General features: G+C 39.7%; 17 protein-coding genes, 5 tRNA genes, 1 pseudogene and 1 riboswitch. Of the genes and pseudogenes, 5 read left to right on the plus strand and 18 right to left on the minus strand.

What is annotated here, in order from left to right; all coding sequences use genetic code 11:
- Positions 1 to 99 precede the first annotated feature (99 nt).
- The 13 genes from HUK49_RS00770 to HUK49_RS00830 all read right to left on the minus strand — a co-directional run bounded on the left by HUK49_RS00770 (position 100) and on the right by HUK49_RS00830 (position 7,167).
- Positions 100 to 492 (minus strand): serine hydrolase domain-containing protein, encoded by a 393-nt coding sequence (locus HUK49_RS00770; protein ID WP_191912291.1) that lies wholly within the window; start codon positions 490 to 492, stop codon positions 100 to 102.
- A 197-nt stretch (positions 493 to 689) separates the two neighbouring features.
- Positions 690 to 763 (minus strand) — tRNA-Pro (locus HUK49_RS00775).
- 49 nt (positions 764 to 812) lie between these two features.
- Positions 813 to 886, minus strand: a tRNA-Arg gene (locus HUK49_RS00780).
- Between the two features lie 6 nt (positions 887 to 892).
- A tRNA-Gly gene (locus HUK49_RS00785) sits at positions 893 to 964 on the minus strand.
- An 84-nt stretch (positions 965 to 1,048) separates the two neighbouring features.
- A tRNA-Leu gene (locus HUK49_RS00790) sits at positions 1,049 to 1,131 on the minus strand.
- Positions 1,132 to 1,134: 3 nt separating this feature from the next.
- A tRNA-Val gene (locus HUK49_RS00795) sits at positions 1,135 to 1,207 on the minus strand.
- Positions 1,208 to 1,271: 64 nt separating this feature from the next.
- Positions 1,272 to 1,913 carry a deoxynucleoside kinase gene (locus tag HUK49_RS00800; protein WP_191912292.1) on the minus strand — a complete coding sequence of 214 codons (642 nt, stop codon included), beginning with the start codon at positions 1,911 to 1,913 and terminating at the stop codon, positions 1,272 to 1,274.
- Between the two features lie 158 nt (positions 1,914 to 2,071).
- Complete coding sequence (locus HUK49_RS00805; protein WP_191912293.1) at positions 2,072 to 3,550, minus strand: amino acid permease; 1,479 nt, start codon at positions 3,548 to 3,550, stop codon at positions 2,072 to 2,074.
- 99 nt (positions 3,551 to 3,649) lie between these two features.
- A riboswitch (Lysine riboswitch) is annotated at positions 3,650 to 3,823 on the minus strand.
- A gap of 48 nt (positions 3,824 to 3,871) precedes the next feature.
- Positions 3,872 to 4,345, minus strand: coding sequence for a GNAT family N-acetyltransferase (locus tag HUK49_RS00810; protein WP_191912294.1), 474 nt, complete (start codon positions 4,343 to 4,345; stop codon positions 3,872 to 3,874).
- Between the two features lie 73 nt (positions 4,346 to 4,418).
- Complete coding sequence (locus HUK49_RS00815) at positions 4,419 to 5,093, minus strand: phosphatase PAP2 family protein (protein WP_191912295.1); 675 nt, start codon at positions 5,091 to 5,093, stop codon at positions 4,419 to 4,421.
- Positions 5,094 to 5,143: 50 nt separating this feature from the next.
- Positions 5,144 to 5,617, minus strand: coding sequence for a threonine/serine exporter family protein (locus tag HUK49_RS00820; RefSeq protein ID WP_102168804.1), 474 nt, complete (start codon positions 5,615 to 5,617; stop codon positions 5,144 to 5,146).
- 9 nt (positions 5,618 to 5,626) lie between these two features.
- Entirely contained in the window at positions 5,627 to 6,382 is a 756-nt protein-coding gene (locus tag HUK49_RS00825; RefSeq protein WP_102168805.1) for a threonine/serine exporter family protein, read from the minus strand.
- Between the two features lie 119 nt (positions 6,383 to 6,501).
- On the minus strand, positions 6,502 to 7,167 hold the full coding sequence (locus tag HUK49_RS00830) for a metal-dependent transcriptional regulator (protein ID WP_102168806.1): 666 nt from the start codon (positions 7,165 to 7,167) through the stop codon (positions 6,502 to 6,504).
- Positions 7,168 to 7,350: 183 nt separating this feature from the next.
- On the opposite strand from HUK49_RS00830, the gene HUK49_RS00835 reads away from it, so the two are divergent.
- The gene (locus HUK49_RS00835) at positions 7,351 to 8,253 is read left to right on the plus strand and encodes a cation diffusion facilitator family transporter (protein ID WP_191912296.1); all 903 of its coding nucleotides are present in this window, start codon (positions 7,351 to 7,353) and stop codon (positions 8,251 to 8,253) included.
- A gap of 53 nt (positions 8,254 to 8,306) precedes the next feature.
- Here the strand turns inward: HUK49_RS00835 and HUK49_RS00840 are convergent, their stop codons facing one another.
- The 3 genes from HUK49_RS00840 to HUK49_RS00850 form a co-directional block, all read right to left on the minus strand.
- A complete protein-coding gene (locus HUK49_RS00840; RefSeq protein ID WP_191912297.1) occupies positions 8,307 to 8,996 on the minus strand; it encodes a VIT1/CCC1 transporter family protein in 690 nt (229 codons plus the stop codon).
- A 14-nt stretch (positions 8,997 to 9,010) separates the two neighbouring features.
- Positions 9,011 to 9,694 carry a VIT1/CCC1 transporter family protein gene (locus tag HUK49_RS00845; protein ID WP_191912298.1) on the minus strand — a complete coding sequence of 228 codons (684 nt, stop codon included), beginning with the start codon at positions 9,692 to 9,694 and terminating at the stop codon, positions 9,011 to 9,013.
- A gap of 196 nt (positions 9,695 to 9,890) precedes the next feature.
- Positions 9,891 to 10,367, minus strand: a complete 477-nt coding sequence (locus tag HUK49_RS00850; protein ID WP_102168168.1) for a universal stress protein — start codon at positions 10,365 to 10,367, stop codon at positions 9,891 to 9,893.
- A 275-nt stretch (positions 10,368 to 10,642) separates the two neighbouring features.
- Between HUK49_RS00850 and HUK49_RS00855 the strand changes: the two genes are divergently transcribed.
- From HUK49_RS00855 to HUK49_RS00870, 4 genes and pseudogenes are all read left to right on the plus strand, one after another.
- Positions 10,643 to 11,383 (plus strand): amino acid ABC transporter ATP-binding protein, encoded by a 741-nt coding sequence (locus tag HUK49_RS00855; RefSeq protein WP_326515699.1) that lies wholly within the window; start codon positions 10,643 to 10,645, stop codon positions 11,381 to 11,383.
- Between the two features lie 16 nt (positions 11,384 to 11,399).
- Positions 11,400 to 12,228, plus strand: a pseudogene (locus tag HUK49_RS00860) (transporter substrate-binding domain-containing protein).
- Entirely contained in the window at positions 12,229 to 12,867 is a 639-nt protein-coding gene (locus tag HUK49_RS00865; protein WP_191912299.1) for an amino acid ABC transporter permease, read from the plus strand.
- 13 nt (positions 12,868 to 12,880) lie between these two features.
- Positions 12,881 to 13,534, plus strand: a complete 654-nt coding sequence (locus HUK49_RS00870; protein ID WP_102168172.1) for an amino acid ABC transporter permease — start codon at positions 12,881 to 12,883, stop codon at positions 13,532 to 13,534.
- 191 nt (positions 13,535 to 13,725) lie between these two features.
- Here HUK49_RS00870 and HUK49_RS00875 read toward each other — a convergent pair whose 3' ends face one another.
- Together HUK49_RS00875 and rnjA are read right to left on the minus strand one after the other, a co-directional pair.
- Positions 13,726 to 14,913: a CPBP family intramembrane glutamic endopeptidase gene (locus HUK49_RS00875; protein WP_191912300.1), complete on the minus strand. Its 1,188-nt coding sequence runs from the start codon at positions 14,911 to 14,913 to the stop codon at positions 13,726 to 13,728.
- 150 nt (positions 14,914 to 15,063) lie between these two features.
- Positions 15,064 to 16,926, minus strand: coding sequence for a ribonuclease J1 (gene rnjA, locus HUK49_RS00880; protein WP_191912301.1), 1,863 nt, complete (start codon positions 16,924 to 16,926; stop codon positions 15,064 to 15,066).
- Positions 16,927 to 17,236: the final 310 nt, after the last annotated feature.

Genomic DNA, 17,236 nt, shown 5'->3' on the forward strand with positions numbered 1-17,236 from the left:
AATCAATTGGTATCTGAATTCACGGCCACTTAAATGTCTTAATTGGCATACACCAATCGAGATCTTCTTGCTTAATCTACGTCACTAAATTCGTTCAAGTTATTTCTTGCAATCTGCCTTATTTAAAGTTTTCTTCGGCAACGCACCATCATTTTGCAAACCACTTGTATGAGCCATTAACTGCTGTAACGTTATTTGGTTGCTCCCTTGAATTTGGGGATAATATTTACTTAGTGGCATCTCCCACTTCAGCTTTCCCTTTTGAACGAGCTGGTACACTGCAACTCCTGTTATCAATTTTTGTAGCGAGCCAATTGGAAATAAAGCATTAGGAGCAACAACTTGTGCTGGGTTAGTTGTAAGTTTATTCCTTAGAACTACCGGTTGATCCCGCTTCCCGTTGACTAGAATAATGCCATTGATATGGTGATCTTGAAGGTAAGTTTGTAATTCTACCTTGGTTTTCCCATCAACTTGGCTGGCGTTCACCATTTTCTGTGGACTCCAGAGAAGCACTCCTAAAATAATTACCGGTATTAATAATAAGTAGAATAATTTCCTTGTCATAAGCCGTTCCCAAAAATTAAATTGTAATCTACAAGCAAAATATCTTTCATCAAGTCATTACTACTAAAAAAGCAGGACAGAACTAACAAATTAGTTTTTCCTGCTCCTTATAATTATGATAATCGGAACTACAAGATTTGAACTTGCGACCTCTGCGTCCCGAACGCAGCGCTCTACCAAGCTGAGCTAAGTTCCGAAAAGAAAAAGCGCGACAACACTAAGTAGTGTGCCACGCTTTTAAGTAGTGCACCCAGAAGGAGTCGAACCTTCAACCTTCTGATTCGTAGTCAGACACTCTATCCAATTGCGCTATGGGTGCATAAAGAGCGGAAGACGGGATTCGAACCCGCGACCCCCACCATGGCAAGGTGATGTTCTACCACTGAACTACTTCCGCATAATTGTTCTGCAACGATAATTAATATACCACGTGTCACAGACCGATGTCAATATGATTTTGAAATAAAGTTTTTATTCCAAATGCGGATGAAGGGACTTGAACCCTTACATCTAAAAGATACAAGATCCTAAATCTTGCGCGTCTGCCAATTCCGCCACATCCGCATATGGAGGATACAGGGCTCGAACCTGTGACCTCCTGCTTGTAAGGCAGATGCTCTCCCAACTGAGCTAATCCTCCGAAAAATGATATATTCATAATGGAACTTTATTAATATATCATTATTTAAATTTAGTGTCAATAATTATTTTAAACCAAGTTCAATTAATTTTTGATCAATCATTTTCAATACTTGGCGTGCTGCTGCTGGATCCTCAACAAAGTCATACTTATCCCCATCAATCAGCATCTTGGGACTAGCATCGTATTGTTGATACCAATCACGGTAGCGCTCATTAAGATTCTTATAGTAATTATAAAGGGAGGGGTCATTGGCAAGCTGTTCGTATGACCGACCACGTTTTTTAATCCGCTCCAGCATTGTTTCGAATGAAACTTGAATCGTAATTAGCAGATTAGGAGCTTTTTGATGAGGCTGTTCAGGTAATTCTTCCATCATGTTGTGCAGTAATGATGAGTAGATATCTGATTCTGTTTCAGTTGCCCGGCCCATATCAGCATTAAGTTTAAACAGCAATGCATCTTCAAAGATCGAACGGTCAAGGACATTTAGATCATTTTCAAAAGAATCTTTAATCTCATCTAATCGTCGATTTAAAAAGTAAATCTGCAGTAAAAAACCATACTTTTTCGGGTCCTTATAGAAAAGTGGCAAAATCTTATTATCATCAACAGATTCATAAAATGCTTGGCTATTCAAATGATCGGCCAGCAATCCAGTTAAGCTTGTCTTCCCGGCACCAATTGTCCCTGCGAGTGCAATCATTAAACGCTTCTCCCCCTTTAATTTATAAAAAACAACTTTACCATTCTACCATTGAACAGTAAAAAAAAGAAGATACTGAATCGGAAGTCTTTTCCTAACTTTAAAGAGGATCCCTATACCTAAATTTCCTCGGTATAAGGATCCCCTTCTAATTTTAATTAATTTTGCTCTGGATCATACTTTTCCCCTTTAGTCTGCCGAGAAAGATCTACCTTTTTCAACGGAATAATATGAGTCTTATAGCGAATCTTGTAGTAGAAGAACAAAATTAAGAATAACGGTACACTCATGTATGTAATCAAAATATTTGACCAGTCAAACTTTGCAAAGGCCTCAACATTCTGTCCACAAATAACAATTGTACAAAGAACGAACGCAAAAATTGGCCCAAAAGGATACAGAGTTGCGTGATATTTAAGTTCACTTACAGAATGACCTTGAGCAGTATAAGCTTTCCGGAACCGGTAATGCGAAATGGCAATTCCTAACCAGGCAATAAAGCCACAAAGTCCAGAAGCATCTGTTAAGTAAAGGTAAGCTTGAGGAACAACAAACTGAGTTGCAAACGCTAGTGTTGAAACAACCATCGTTCCAATTAGCGCATAAATCGGTATCCCACGACGGTTAACATAGCCAAAGAATCGCCATGCATAACCTTCGCGAGCCTGTGAGTAAAGCATCCGGGTTGAAGCATATAAACCAGAGTTAGCAGCAGAAACAACCGCGGTTAAGATAACCGCATTCATGATACTGGCAGCTACTGCTAAGCCAGCCCGCTTAAAAATAATTGTAAACGGACTCATTGTAATATTAGTGACATCCGAATTTAACAAGTTCTTATCTGTATATGGTAGGATACATGCAATTACAAAAATGGCGAAGATATAGAAAAGAAGAATTCGCCAGAAAGTTGAATGAATTGCCTTTGAAATTGACTTTTCAGGAGTAGCAGCCTCTCCAGCAGTAATCCCAACTAATTCCGTCCCTTGGAAAGAGAAACCAGCAACCAGAAATACACTAATAATTGCTGGAATCCCACCAACAAATGGTGCTTTCTTGTAGTGAAAATTACTAAAGCCAACTGGTTGGCCGCCCATAATTCCCAGAATGATTGCAACTCCGACAATTAAGAAAACGATCACGGTAATTACCTTAATTAAAGCTAACCAATACTCTGTTTCACCGTACGAGCGAACTGATAAATAGTTGATAAGGAAAACTAAAACTAAGACAATCGTACTAAATACCCAGCTAGGAACATGCGGTAACCAGAAATTCATTACAATTCCTGCACTGGTTACGTCAACCGGAATTGTAATCGCCCAGTTAAACCAATAATTCCATCCCATTGCAAATCCCAATGCAGGATCAACAAACTTTGATGAAAATGCAGAAAACGAACCAGTAAGTGGCATATACGTTGACATTTCACCAAGACTAGTCATTAAGAAGTAAACCATAATCCCCATGATTCCGTATGCCACTAAAGCTCCACCTGGTCCAGCAGTTGAAATTGCCGAACCACTGGTGATAAATAGACCAGTACCAATCGTTCCGCCAAGAGCAATCATCGCCAGGTGACGTGTTTTAAGCGTCCTTTTTATCTGTCCCTGACCATTACCCGTGTCTTCTGTCATCTTAAATTCCTCCCGTAAATATCTGAGCGACTTATTCAATAAAAAAGAGTCTTCCAACAAGGCAACCTCATTAGAAGACCCAAAATTTATCATTGAATCGTTCAGCGAAGCGCCCCGCGATTTATCGCGACAGTCCATGACTTCTTCAATCATGACCCAATACCACCCAGAATAAGCTAGGCAATATTTCGGCATTCTTTCCTTTCAAAACCACTCCGGAACTTATTTTCCTAATAGTTAATACTGATAAAGAATGCAACCTCTTCATTTCGATAGTATTATACTCTCATCATTTAATAACGCAAGACATCATCGTGTGTCTTACCGCTTCCAGAGTTCGATCATCCCTGGAGTTGTAGTAGTACGAATAAAATTACACCGTTTTAAAACACCAATTGATGAAGAATTATTACCCTTTACCTCTGCAATCACCGTAATCTGGGAATGACTTAACCGATTACAAACGGCATTTAACCCTTCTGTCATGTATCCTTGATGCTGCTCCTGCGGAAGAAGCAGGTAGCCAACTTCATATTGTCCAGCAAGAGCAACCCCCGTTTTATCGTAAGAATGAAGAAGGATTATCAAGCCGAGCAACCTTTGCCTGCTCCTTTCCCTTATTTGCAGTAGGCATTCCGTTTGGGCAAGCATTCTTAAAGTAACTAAATCAACTTTTCCCACTGTAACTAACCCTGCCTGCTGAAATAATGATTGATATTTTAGTAGCGGTGTTAATTCGGTAATATTTTGTTGGCGAACTCTCTCAATACTAAGACGTTTCGTTTTAATTCCCATTAAATAAGCCATCCATTTCCCGGGAAATAAAAAACGCAAACAAATCAAAAATGATCCTTTGCGTCTCCCCCTATTAATAAATTGAGTTACTAAAGATTCTTAGCTCTTGTAGTTTAGGTGCCCAGGCAACGTATAACCATTCAGCAACTTGGAGCCAAGCATATGCTAAAACCATTGCTGCAATCGTATCTACAGGCCAGTGAGCATATAAGTATACCCGTGAAACCGCCAAGAAGAAAATTGCAAAAATTAATAATAACTGACAAATTGTCCGGACAGCTGCCTTTTGAATTATTGGGATTACCACAAGAAAAAGAATCCCGGCAACCAGAAACAATCCAAGAGTGTGGCCACTTGGAAAACTATAGCCATCATCAGCTGCTAAATGTTGCGCTGGCCGTGCCCGTTTTACAAAATGCTTAACCAGCGTTCCTACGACATCCCCACCAATAATTGTACAAATTGCCCATACTGCAGGAATGCGGTAATTTCTCAACCATAGGACAATTGCAATGATTAGAACCCATAGCAAGTCAAGTTTTGGGCTTGCTAAAAAGGAAATTAAGGTCATCAGGGCATGGAACCAGCCAATATTTTCAAGACGTTGACTAGTAAATAACGATTGAAAAACCGCATCCATTGTGGTTCCGATCGTTGAATTGAACTTAATCATTAGCATCAAAATAATAAAAACGATTCCACTAATTGTAAATCGTTTCCACCGTTGATTATCTGGAACAATTAACATTATCTTTCTCCTATCATCAATTAAACATTAATTTAGAGTATACCATACCCCTAGCTTTTTGATTTTGAAGTTTTTGCTAAAGTGATATGCAAGTATTTTACCGCTCGAATTAACAGTTCGCCAAGCCCAAAGCCAAGAGTAATCGCCCCGGCAATTACAATAACTTGATAAAGATATATTGTTGCTAATTGATAGTCACCAATTGCAAAATTACGGACAAGTTTATAAGCCTGTCCCCCTGGAACAAACGGGACTAAAGCCGGAACATTAAATACAATCATCGGCATTTTCAGATGACGAGCGGCAACCATACTAAAGAGGGAAATTAACACGGCAGCAATAAGGTTACTAATTGCCAAGCCAGTATGCTGATGGTAATACATTATCCAATAGATAACCCAAACACCGCCACCAATAATTCCAGCCGTATTATACGCCCGTAACGGGATATGCAATAAAATACCAAAGCAGACGGTAGATATATATGAAAGAACAAATTGTATGAATAAGTTTTCCCAGTTCATTCACTTCTCCTAACTAAAACGCATGATGATTACAATTGCACTACCAATCGCTACTGCAGTTAATATTGCTTCAATTCCGCGAGTTGGGCCACTAATGAGATTACCAGAAACAAGGTCGCGAGCAGCGTTGGTTAGAGGAATTCCTGGTACTAGTGGCATTACACCGCCAATAATGATTGAATTGGCATTTTGGGTCCACCCAAGTTTAACGGTTAAGATTGCCAAACCACCAATCACCAATGACGCACAAAATTCACCAAGATACTGAATCTTAAATTTACGGACAACAAACGAAAACACAGCATAGCCTAAGCCGCCAATGATAAATGCCGCCCACCAGTCAACAACATCCCCAGTAAAAACAATCATCAAGGCAGCACTTAAAACTGCCGCTGCAAAAGCCTCTAATGGGTTTTGCCACCATTCAGTCATCTGCCGTTCAATTGACTTTAATTGAGCGTGAGCCTCGGGTAATTCAATTAGCCCGCTTGCTAATTCACGAGAAACTTCATTCACTGCCGCAACTTTACTAAGATCGTTTTTTCGGCGTCGAATGTCAGCAACCTGCGAATTAGGGAGATCATCACTACTCGCAACAATCCCGGTTAACGTTGTGAAAGCTTGAAATTTTCTCAAACCAGCATTTTTTGCCATTCGATCTAGGGTATCGTTGACCCGTTCCATATTTGAACCATTCTCAACAAGCAATCTCCCCGCTAGAACACAGGTCCGTAACGCAAGGATTCGTCGTTCTTCTGTTAGCATTAATATTATTCCTCCCGATGTTCCTAGTTCATGTTTCATCTCTGTAAGATGCTGGTGTGCCATCTTTCTAGCACTAAAGTAGCAAAAAAGACCGAGGTAGTTCTCGGCCCTTTATGTCATTATTTGTCTGAATTCCCGGCCTTAATAAAGATGTTGTGCGATGCCTTATACGAAACATTTAGCGGAGTGTCTTCACCATCTTTTTCAATAACTAACGGCCCTTCAAACGGCTCGTGGCGAATTACCTTAATGGTATCATTTGGCCGGAGCTTTAACTCTTCCAGGTATGTTAATAATTCATGATTATCTAAGAACCGCTCAAGCTGAACTGTCTCACCATCACTTGCATCAGCCAGCAGGCGGTGTGAAACATCAGGAAACTGTCCACTCGCTGATGGAATAACTCCACCATGAGGACATGCCTGCGGGTGTTGTAAAAAGTTATCTAATGCTGTTGCTAAACGGTCACTTGTTTGGTGTTCTAAGACTTCAGCTTCTGAGTGAACATCCGCAAAATTATAGTGAAGCTTATCAACAAGGAAGGTTTCCCACAGGCGGTGTTTACGAACAAGCTCTGCTGCATACTTCTGTCCCTTCTCGGTAAGTGAAATACCAGCATAGGGTTCATGAACCACTAGTCCTTCATCAGATAATTTTGAAACCATTTCTGTTACAGAACCTGCCGCTATACCTAGGCCTAACGAAATATCCTTATTTGAAACCTTTTTGTGACTACCACCTAGCTCAAAGATAATCTTAAGATAATCTTCTTTCATCGGTGTCAAGGGCTACATCCTCCTCTACTTTGTTTATCGGCCTACGAACGGTCTTCTGATTAATTTATCATAACACATTTGATTATAGCATAATCAATAAACATCTTCTTCGGATAACCTAATTTTTTTGTTAGTTAGTAATTTAATATGCTAAACTTAGGGAGGATATATCAAAGAAATGAGGTGTTTACGATGGATGAACAAATCACGGGAAAACGCTTTTTAGCAGTAACCGTATTAAACGTTCTGATTACTGTTGTTGAAATTATTGGGGGACTGGTTTCAGGGAGTCTCGCCTTACTGTCCGATGCCTTCCATAACTTAGGAGACTCATTTTCAATTGTTCTCGGCTATGTTGCCCAGTCAATTGCTAACAAACCAGAAACAAGCAAACGAACATATGGGTACCGTCGCGCTGAAATTCTTGCAGCAATGGTCAATGCTGCTTTCTTGATAATCGTCTCGGCTTTCTTAATTATCGAAGCCGTTAAACGGATCCAGCAACCCACACATATTAACGGTGAGGTAATGTTAACCGTTGCCGTTGTTGGTTTAGTAGCTAACTTACTTTCAGCAGTCCTGCTTCATTCTGGAAGTCATAATAACTTAAACGTGAAAGCAACTTACCTTCACGTTTTAAGCGATGCCTTATCATCATTTGCCGTAATTATTGGCGGTGTGATTCTAACATTTATTAACATCCCCTGGCTTGATCCGGTTTTGACAATTGCGGTGGCAATCTACATTGCTTGTGAAGCTTGGCCTGTAATTAAACAAACCGTTACCATTCTCATGGAATCAGCACCAAAGCTTGACTACAATGGGATTGAACAAGATTTGGTTAAGATTGATGGTGTTACCGCAGTTCACCATGTTCACGCATGGATGATTGATGAAAAGCGAATCATTTTTTCCGCCCATTTAAATTGTCACGATATGAAGCTGAGCGATGTTGAAAAAATTTATAGTCAGGTTGATAAAATTCTTCGCGAAAAATATGGTATTTGCCACGTCACCATTCAAGCAGAATACCACCGGGGAAAAGATGAGGACTTTTTCGATACAGTGGTTGATGAAGAACATTTAATTAAATAAGTAATGAAAAGGCCCGGGAAAATTTGATTTTCCGGGCCTTTTCATTACTTAATTTAGAACAGCTTACCAACACCGTAGTGAATAGCAACAGTAATCAACGCAATAATAATATTTCGAATAACTGCAATTTTTACTAGTCCGTTCCCAAGCTTTGAGCTAATATACCCAGTTAACGCACTAGTTAAAACTACTGCCAAAATAACCGCATACCACTTATAAGCGGCAAGAGCGAAAGTCATTGCACAAAGAGGAAAAATTCCACCGGCAGCTGCTGAAAAGAGAGAGGAGAAAGCAGCATCCCAAGGGTTTAAGTAGTGTCCCAACTCAATATCATACTTAACCCGAACAACGGTCTCTAAAGGCTTCTTACTGAGAAGATCCTTTGCAATTGCAAGCGAAGTTTCTGGGGTAACCCCCTTACTAACGTAATAATCCTTAACAGCAGCAACTTCACTTTCAAAATCAGTTTTTAAGAGACGTTGCTCTTTACTTACAGCTGACTCTTCCGTATCCTTCTGTGTTGAAACTGAAGCATACTCTCCAGAAGCCATTGAAAAAGCACATGCAAGCAAATCAGATAGGCCCGCAATAAAGATTGTAAACCGGTCAGATGTCGCAGCAGCAACGGAAACCAGAACACCAACAACGGTTAAAATACCATCATTCGAACCTAATACTCCAGCACGAAGGGTGTTCAGCTTCTCTTCCATCGTTTGCTTCTTTTGTTGTTTAACCTTTTCCATCACTCACCCCTCCTTTAGTGTGCCAGCAACTGACCAATAATATAGGTAACACCCATAGTTAGCAGTCCAGCAATGGCATTCCGAATACTCGACTTTAACCGGTTAGAATTACTCAAGATCGCAGCGCAGTATCCCGTTATTAAGAGGGCAATTAAAACAGCGATTGCGGTCGCGAGAATTCTGCTTTCCGCTGGTGCAAGCGTAACTGCTAGCATTGGTAAGACAGATCCAGTTGGAAAAGAGATGAATGATGCAATAGCAGCCGCGTATGGACTGGTAAATTCCTTAGGATTAAACCCGTACCGTTCTTGAACAACAGTTGACAAGGCATCCTTATCCATCAATTCCTTGGTAGCCTGCTTAGCAAGTTTAGGATCAATATCCTGATCTTCATACTTTTGCTGAACATAATTAAATTCTTCTTGGTATTGATCATCTAATCGTTGACGCTCGCTAATCAATGCCATTTTTTGCGAATCCTTCTGGGTAAATACCGATACATATTCACCCATACACATTGAGATCATTCCGGCTAACGTCCCTGATAGTCCAGAAATTAAAATAGAATAGGCATTGTTCGTTGCAGCAGCAACCCCGATAACAATTCCGGCAATTGAAATAATGCCATCATTGGCCCCCATTACACTGGCACGTAAAATGTTAACTTTCTGTGCCAGCGACATCTTTTTTCTTGCCATTCCGAAAACTCCTCTTTTTAAATTAGAATCATTATAACATTCTTCAGAACTAGATCAACTAATAGCTTCGTATCAAGAGCAATAGTTTAGAAAGATTATTAATTGCTATTCAAAGGATAAAGGGACTACGACAAATTGCCATAGTCCCTTTATCTTTGATTAGTTAAGATTTTAAATAATTGCTAATCAGAAATAACTATTCATATCTTTCGACTGCAGTAGTTCGAATAACAAATACTGAGGTTCCAGCATGTCTAGTCATGTAGGAAGCCTGTGAACCAACTGCTTTCCGGTTACCCCATTTACCAATTGAACCAACAACTAATAAGTCTGGTTGAAATGCTGGAATAACGTGGTTACAAATCCGTTCTGCTGGTCGATCACCCTGATCAACAATTCCCGTAATCTTACTTGGGTCAACTCCATAGTCAACAGCAGCCTTAACGTACTCATTAACCCGTTTCCGTAATTCATCAGCAGAACTATGAACATAGTCCTTGTCAAGGATTTGGTAAACATTAACATTATCAGTTTCTAGAATAGAAACAATTCCTAATTCAGAGCCATCACGCTTTGCTTTATCAACCGCATATGAAAAAGCTGCCCGGGCATCAGGTGCATCATCAACACCGACAAGGATCTTCTTGAACTTCTTTGGCTTAATTTCAAACATTAAACTATTCCCCTCTCTGTGGTCCTGACGATCAATAGATTATCTTGATCGCAGTAAGTTTCACCTACTATGTTACTACTTATCAAATATTTGTAAATATTTATTTTGGCAAGCCTAAAATAAAATTCTTTTATATTAAATGACAATTATTTTTAAATTTTTATATTCATCTGGGCTTTCTTGCCTGTCGATCCAACAAGTTCTATAATTTAATTGTTTTAGTCTTTATGACTACTATTGACACCGTCAATTTAGGGGGGGGAGAGTAAAGTACCATGTCAATGATAGAATTTCATGATGTCCAAAAATACTATGGTAAATTCCACGCGTTAAAGGACATTAACTTAACAATCAATGCCGGTGAAACGGTCGTCTTAATCGGTCCATCTGGCTCAGGAAAAAGTAGTTTAATCCGGACAATTAACAGATTGGATCCGATTCGTGACGGTCAGCTAATCGTTAATGGGTTTGATTTGGCTGATAAGAAAACCAACGTTAACCTGATTCGCAAAGATGTCGGAATGGTCTTCCAACATTTTAATCTCTATAATAATAAGAATGTTTTAGAAAACATAATGCTTGCACCACGGGTTGTTCTTAAGCGACCAGAAAAAGAAAATCGTGAATTGGCAATGCAGCTACTTGAAAAAGTTGGTCTTGCTGATAAGGCTGATAATATGCCTGCCCAACTATCAGGTGGTCAAAAGCAACGGATTGCAATTGCTCGCAGCCTAGCAATGAAACCAAAGTGTCTCTTATTTGACGAACCCACGAGTGCACTGGATCCGGAAATGATTGATGATGTTCTTAATGTAATGAAAGATATTGCGGAAAATTCCAACATGACCATGCTGGTGGTTACCCACGAAATGGGATTTGCTCGTGATGTTGCCGACCGGGTTATCTTTATGGCTGACGGCCGAATCATCGAAGACGACTCCACTGAGAAATTCTTCGGTGACCAGCCAACTACTCAACGGGCCCGCGACTTTATGAGTAAAATTAGTGGACACTAAGGGGGCGGCCAAAATAATGAAAAAGATTTGGCACTTATTAACGATTGCTGTAGTCGCCCTTATTAGTATCACTGTTCTTTCTGGTTGTAGTTCCGTGGCAAAACAGGATGTTCTCAAGGTTGATCAAAAGAACAAGCAAATTACTTGGGGGGGTTAAAGCTGATACTCGTCTTTTCGGTTTAGAAAATATTCGAACGGGAAAACTTGAGGGATTTGAAATTGATCTTGCTAAGGCAATGACCAAGGAAATCCTTGGGCCTAACGGAAAGGCTGTTTTTGTTCCCGTTACTAGCAGCACCCGAGTCCCACTACTAAAGAACGGTAACATTGACGCCATTATGGCAACGATGACGATTACACCAGAACGAGAAAAGCAGGTTGATTTCACTAAGTCATATTTTGATGCTGGCCAATCTCTTTTAGTAAAAAAAGGTAGCCCGATCAAAAATATCCAAGATCTGAATAAGCCTGGCAAGGTTATCTTAGGTGTTTCCGGTTCTAATTCAGTAAAAAACGTGGCAAAGTATGCACCCAAAGCACGGGTTCTTCAGCTTTCAGACTATGCCCAAGCAATGACTGCTCTAAAATCTAAGCAAGGGGATGCGTTAACTACGGATAACGGGATCCTTTACGGAATGGCAAGTGAAAATCCTGGTTATGAAGTTGTCGGTGGTAATTTTACTAAGGAACCATATGGAATCGCAGTAAACAAGAATCAAGCACCATTCAGGAACAAGTTAAATTGGGCCTTGGAACGACTTGAAAAAAACGGAACTTATAACCGCCTTCTTCTAAAATGGTTTGGTAACGTTAAAGGGTTTAATTATCAGGAGATGAAGCGTTAAATGTTAGATATTATTACAACACAGTGGCATCCCCTACTCAACGGTTTGTGGAATACCATTCTCTGTAGTTTAATCGCACTTGTTGGTAGTTTAATAATTGGCACATTCTTTGCTCTGTTAGAGATTTCTAAATATCGTATTGTTCGCTTAATTGGGAGTATCTATGTTGAAGTTTTTCGGAACATTCCTTTATTGGTAATTGCAATGGGCTTTTTTCTTATTGTTCCCATGTACATCACTAAAATAAGCGGTTTTGCTGCCGGAACAATCGGCTTAACTCTCTATACTTCCGCCTTCATTGCTAAAACTGTTCGGGCGGGAATCAATTCAGTTGAGGGTGGTCAACTAGAAGGGGCTCTTGCCAACGGACTAACGCACGCCCAAGCAATGCGTTATATCATCCTTCCCCAGGCATTTAGGGTTGTTATTCCGCCACTGGGCAACCAATTTATTAACTTGGTTAAGAACTCTTCTGTCCTTGCCTTTGTAGCTGGTTTTGACTTAATGTATGAAGGAAATCTGATCGCAAATGACACCTTACAAACAATGCCAACGTATTTCATTGTCGGTGTCCTTTACCTAATCATTACCTTACCTCTCAGCTACTATATGCGTCACCTGGAAAAGAAGCTAGCATAGGGAGGTGGATAATATGCAAAACTTTATTGATGCCTATTCATGGATTAATATTCGTTTCTTACTTCAAGGATTAGGAATTACTATTGAAATCTCCGTTGCCTCAATTATCTGTAGTTTCATCATCGGAACTTTACTAGGAATTATCCGATATGCCAAGATTAAGTATCTTTCAGCAATTGTTGGTTTCATTATTGACCTAATTCGGAACCTTCCATTATTGCTGATTATCTTCTTTACATACTTTGGTTTACCAAACATTGGGGTTAAGCCCGAGATCATTCCAGCCGCTATTATGGCACTAACCGTTTTCGAATCATCAATGGTTGCTGAAATTGTTCGTTCGGGAATTAATTCGATCGACTATGGTCAAACCGAAGGAGCACTTGCCAATGGGCTTACTAAGTGGCAGGCTCTCCGACTAGTCGTCCTTCCACAAGCGATTAAAAATATGCTTCCAGCACTCGTTAGTCAATTCATTTCACTGGTTAAAGATACCTCACTAGCAACAATTATTGTCTTGCCAGAATTAATGTATCACGCTCAAATTATTTATGGTCAAAACACCAATTACATTATTCCAATGTTCGTTGCTTTGGCTGTTCTGTACTTTATTGTTTGTTATTCTCTATCCCTTCTTGCCCGTTACCTTGATAAGCACTTAGCATAGGAAAAGAGTAACAGTATAAATAAATTGGACTGTGACATAAGTACTTTTACCAAGTTCAAATACGAACAGCGCGGTACGCAAATGGGTTCCAGTGTCCGGTATAACCGAACTCTGGAACCCTATTTGCGCTCGCGGGGACGTGAAAACGAAGTCATAAATGACTTCTGTCACGTTCCCATTTTTATTTATCTTTAATATTGAATTGAGTAGCCAAAATGCTGGTGTTCACCAGTTAAGCGTTTGACATAACGCTCCATTACTTTCCGACGAGTACCAAACATCATCCAAATACTGAAACCACCAAAAATCACGAAGAGTATTAACAGTGCCCACCAATCACCAGGGACCAAATCACCGGTAAGTTTAGTGGTTCCCGTTGCCAGGAAGCTAAACCAATCGAGACTAAAGTGCATTAGCATTGTTAACCATAGTTGTCCCGTATAAACATAAACAACTGCTAAGAACAGTCCCAAAAGAAAAGCCACACCGACTTGATAGAACGTTAAATCAACTCTTTGTCCACCCAAGTTAATCAGGTGCGCAAAGCCAAATAAGACTGAACTTGTAAGGATCGCTAACGGCAGTCGCTGCTTAACATTCCGCCAAGCATAAAAGAGAACCCCAAGCATCGCAAAGCGAAATAGGCTTTCTTCCGCTAGTCCTGCTTCAAATGCCTGGCATGTTAATTTAAAGAACCCACCTTTAGGCAACTGATTGATCGCCATCATGTTGCTACCAAGTGGAACAACAAAAATTGCGATCATCAATAAGAGAATCCACCAATTAAAGTCGCCACTCCAATTTGGTTTTAGCCCAGGCCATGACAAGTGCCAAGCCCGCATCACGGTTGTAGCAAAAATAAAGTAAGCAACTGCACCAACAGCCCCGGTTGCAAGTAAAGTTGATAATTTCTGGTTATCAATTAAATCAAACGGTAAGGATGTAAAGGGGACAATGACAATCTGAAACATCCAAAGTACAAAGATAAATCGCTCAATACTTAATTTCATTTGTCCACCAATAACACTAGCAAAGGGAGCATACATCACGAAATAATATAAAATCATAATTGATACTACTCCCCGAGATGGCATGCGGAGTACCGTAATAATTTCCCGGGTAATAACTCCCCACGCAAAGGTTAGAATTATTGGCTGAGCTAATCCCTGAAGCCAACAGTTAATCCTACTGATAATTGGGGGAACGTTCTCCCATAACTCCTCAGAAAGCCCTATCCCGAGAATAATTACCATCCATAACAATTGTAGCCAAATATTACGGCCAAGTTCAAAGTTACGAATCATCATCATCATTAAAATAATTAAAGTCGCACCAATTTGAACTCGATACCAGATTTTTAAATAGTCTCTTCCAGTCATCGAGATTCCTCCAAATAAATAATTGCTTACACCGTTCGATCATACCAAATTAAGCAAACTAGTTTAAGCATTTATTTAAAATAAAATTAAAAGGAACAAGACAAAATGAAGTCATAAATGACTTCATTTTGCCTTGTTCTCATCTTTTACCTATTCATTTTTGCCAGCAACAACTGGTTCTTTTTTTACGGTTTGTTTCTTATGACCATTATTTTTTCGCTGTTGATGGTGGCTTTTCCGGTTATTATTGTTGCTCTTTTCGTGATTAGCTTTCTTTTTGTTGTTTGGTTGGCGATAATGATGGTTTTCATAATGACGATCACCATTTAAAATCGTAACCATTGGAATGATCACTGGGCGCCGACCTGTCCGCGCGTAGAGAAGCTTCTGCAAGCGACTAATAATTGTCCGGTTAAGTGCTCGCCGATCCACGTGTTTATGATTCTTAAAGGTATTTAAAATGGCCCAAAAGACTTCGTGGTTTGCCGCCTTAATTAGTTCTTGAGATTCATGCATGTAAACAAATCCCCGAGAGACAATATCAGGTCCAGCAACAATTTGATAATCTTTCAAATCAACAACCGCAACAGCAGTCACGACCCCTTCTTCAGAAAGAAGACGACGTTCGTGAATTTCAGGATTACCAACAGTATCACCAGCATCCCGTCCATCAATGTACACGTCAGCAGCGCTCTCAATGTGATCCGCAATCCGTGCAGAATCCTTAGTTAATGCTAAGACATCACCATTAGCCAAGATAAAACTGTTTTCTTGCGGTACACCTGTCATTTCTGCTAACTTAGTATGAATCTTCTGCATCCGGTATTCACCGTGAACTGGTGCAAAAAACTTTGGCTTCATTAACCGCAACATGAACTCTTCATCAATTTGGCCACCATGTCCAGAGGTGTGGATATTATTAACGTAACCATGAATAACATTCGCACCATCTTCTTCTAGCTTATTAATTAAAGCATTAACACTAGTAGTATTACCAGGAATTGGGTTACTTGAGAAGACAACGGTATCACCAGGTTGAATAGTAATTTGCCGGTGAGTGCCGTTAGCGATCCGACTCAGGGCTGCCATTGGCTCACCTTGGGAACCAGTACACATAATTAAAACCTTTTCCGGTGGATAATTATTAATTTCGTTCTGATCAATTAATGAATCCTTTGGAATATTAAGGTAGCCTAGCTCCTGACCAGCAGTAATCGCATTTTCCATGCTTCGCCCAAAGACAGCGATCTTCCGACCTTGAGCAATCGCTGCATCTGAAGCTTCACGTAGTCGGTAAACATTTGAAGCAAATGATGCAAAGATAATGCGGCCTTTAATCCGTTCAAAGATCCGCCGAATGTGAATATCGACCCATCGTTCTGACTTAGTAAACTGTGGTCGCTCAGCATTAGTACTGTCAGATGTCAAAAGGAGAACACCATCATCACCAAGTTTTGCCATCTGTTGGAGATTTGGCCCTGGTAAGTGACCAACCGGAGTTAGATCAAACTTAAAGTCACCGGTTTGAACGATTGTTCCTTGGGGCGTATGAACAGCCACTCCTAAAGTGTCAGGAATTGAGTGAGTAGTCCGGAAAAAACTAACCCACAATTTCTTAAAATGGACTTCATCAAATTCGTTGATTTCATGAAGCTCTGCATCACGTAAAAGGTGCTTTTCTTCAAGTTTTCCCTTAATTAAGGACATTGCAAATGGTCCCGCATATATTGGAGCATTCACTTTTTGCAAGAAAAATGGCAAGCCGCCAATGTGATCTTCATGACCGTGAGTAATAAAAATCCCCTTAATTTTATCTTTATTTTCAATTAGGTAATCATAATTTTGAATTACGTAATCAACCCCAAGGAGTTCATCTTCAGGGAAAAGCACACCACAGTCAATAATAATTATTTCATCTTGGAACTGAACACAGTACATGTTCTTACCAATTTCGCCTAAGCCACCCATCGCATAAAAGGCAACTTCATTATTCTTAATATCTAATTTTGACATAATACCTTTCTTATACCTTTCTGTTTTCTTAAATTCTATTTAGATCTAAACAATAACGGAAAATTGTAAACCAAAAGACCCGCTTCTCAGGTAAGGGAACGGTTTTAACAATTGGTGATTCAGTTTTATATTTTATATCCGTACTTAAAACTAATAATATTTTAACATAAATTATTTTTTTCTGCTATTATCCAAGAATCAAAAAATTTCGCGAAATAATAAAGTGACCTCCCTAAATTGATAAGGAGATCACTTTAATTATCATTTTCAGTAAATTTCAATTAATTGAGAAGCTGCCGTTCTGCATCAT

Source organism: Limosilactobacillus portuensis (assembly GCF_014838735.1).
GTDB classification, from domain to species: Bacteria; Bacillota; Bacilli; order Lactobacillales; family Lactobacillaceae; genus Limosilactobacillus; species Limosilactobacillus portuensis.